General features: G+C 58.4%; 2 protein-coding genes. Both read right to left on the bottom strand.

From position 1 onward, the window contains the following. On the bottom strand, positions 1–129 hold a 129-nt coding region (locus AB4Y34_RS41595; RefSeq protein WP_368719277.1), incomplete at its 3' end, for a DUF6429 family protein. Continuing rightward, positions 126–1,220, bottom strand: coding sequence for an IS630 family transposase (locus AB4Y34_RS41590; protein ID WP_368719276.1), 1,095 nt, complete (start codon positions 1,218–1,220; stop codon positions 126–128). The genes AB4Y34_RS41590 and AB4Y34_RS41595, both read right to left, overlap by 4 nt. Positions 1,221–1,305: the final 85 nt, after the last annotated feature.

Below are 1,305 nucleotides of genomic sequence, written 5' to 3'. Positions count from 1 at the left end.
GAAACCCCGTTCGTAGAGTCGGTTCAGCACATCCCAGTCGAAACCCTTCCATGCGCGGTATCGGGCATGCAGGGTCAGGTAGAGAAGTGCCAGGGCGACTTCATCAATTGCGTCGGTGTTGATGTTCATGATGCTTCGCCCGCGGCCGTCCGGACCCGCATACAAAACCGTTCGAGACTGGCCAGAATTTCATCAGCCGACTTGCTCCAGGAAAACGGTTGTGGATTGGCGTTGTAGATGTCCAGGTATTGACGGATCGCGTCTTCGAGTTGACGTGTCGAGCGATGCGTACCGCGTCGAAGGTATTTTTCAGTGAGCGAGGCGAACCAACGCTCGACCTGATTAAGCCACGACGCCGAGGTGGGCGTGAAGTGAACATGGAAGCGAGGATGTCGAGCGAACCAGGCTTTGATCGAGGGCGTTTTGTGCGTGCCATAGTTGTCCATCACCAGATGCACATCCAGGTGCGATGGCACACTGGCTTCGATGGTGCGCAGAAAGCGCACGAATTCGCTGCTGCGATGGCGCCGATGTACCTCGCCGATCACCTCGCCAGTAGCGATGTCCAGCGCCGCGAACAGCGTAGTCGCGCCGTGGCGCATGTAATCGTGCGTGCGTCGTTGCGGGATGCCGGGTGCCAACGGCAGCATGGGTTGCGTGCGATCGAGCGCCTGAATCTGGCTCTTCTCGTCCACGCACAACACCATGGCCTTAAGCGGCGGATCCAGGTAAAGCCCGACGATATCTCGCACCTTGTCGACGAACATCGGATCACTGGAGAGTTTGAACGTTTCCTGCCGATGCGGCTGCAGACCAAAAGCACGCCAGATCCGTGTGACCGCCGTTTGCGACAATTTCATCTCGCGAGCCATCGTGCGCGTGCTCCAGTGAGTCGCGTCGACAGGTACGGACTCAAGCGTCTTTGCGATGACCGCATCGACGCGAGCGTCATCAATCGTCCTCGGCGCGCCGGGCCGAGGCGCATCAAGCAGTCCGTCCAGACGATGCATTACGAATCGCGCCCGCCACTTCGAGACCGTTTGCTGAGAGACCCTCTGTTTCGCCGCAACGCTCTTGTTGTCCAGGCCATCGGCACAGGCCAACACGATGCGCGCCCGCAATGCGAGGGCTTGTGCGGTCTTGCGTCGCATTGTCAGCGCTTGCAGTTCTTCGCGCTCCGATTCGCTCAGCACCAGTTCCCCTTTGGGCCGTCCGCTCATCCTTGCCCCCTCGCATCAAGTGCCACATAGAACACTTTAGTACGTGATCGGCATCATTCAATGAATTTTTAACTCAAGACACTAG

This window comes from Paraburkholderia sp. BR10954, from assembly GCF_040965775.1.
In the GTDB taxonomy this organism is placed as follows: domain Bacteria; phylum Pseudomonadota; class Gammaproteobacteria; order Burkholderiales; family Burkholderiaceae; genus Paraburkholderia; species Paraburkholderia youngii.
Note: the sequence above shows the minus strand (reverse complement) of the source record. Positions and strands in the feature narration are given on the sequence as shown.